General features: G+C 48.4%; 1 pseudogene. It reads right to left on the bottom strand.

Annotated features, from left to right (window positions below):
- Positions 1–731: pseudogene (locus tag AC1DUA_RS39530) on the bottom strand (amidohydrolase family protein); the annotation flags it as partial.
- Positions 732–766: the final 35 nt, after the last annotated feature.

The following is a 766-nucleotide window of genomic DNA, read 5'->3' as shown; positions in this document are numbered from 1 at the left end:
TCTACGAATTGGTTCAGCGTTATCCGCCCCTTCAGATAGCCTTCCGAGAAGAGTATCGAGAACCGATCTTCGATACAAGGTCCGCCATTCGGGATTTTGCTGAAATCACCTAGTCCCAGCTCCTTCTGACCTTTAAAGTTAAAGGAGCAGTGGTCGGAACCTACCGTCTGAAGCTGTCCGTTTTTAAGTGCCGTCCATAGCGCATCTTGATGTTCTTGGGGTCGGAGCGGTGGCGACCACACGTATTTTGCACCTTCGAAATCCGGCTTCTCTAAATACGTTTGATCCAACATTAAATATTGCGGACAAGTCTCGCCCCAAATATCGACGCCTTGATTCCGCGCTTCAGCAATCTGCTGAACAGCTTCCTCACAAGTCACATGAACAACGTACAATTGTGAATTTGCCAAAGCAGTCAGTTTGGCTGCGCGTCCCGTTGCTTCCCCTTCAATCAAGGATGGACGTGTCAGCGCATGGTAAATCGGCTCTGTATTCCCTGCTTCTAGTGCTTCCTTGATCAAATAATCGATCACATCGCCATTCTCCGCATGCACCATGACCAATGCTCCGTGCCGCTTAGCTTCAAGCAATGTGCGATAAAGCGTTCCGTCGTCGGCTTGAAATACATTTTTGTAAGCCATGAACACTTTGAGCGAAGTGATCCCTTCGTCATGGATCATTTTGGGCAGCTCAGCCAGCACTTCGTCGTTGATTTCTGCAATCATGAGATGGCACTTCGTCGTTGATTTCTGCAATCATGAGATGG

The organism is Paenibacillus sp. 01T422 (assembly GCF_056398785.1).
The sequence above is the reverse complement of the archived record's forward strand: the minus strand, read 5'-3'. Positions and strand labels throughout refer to the sequence as shown.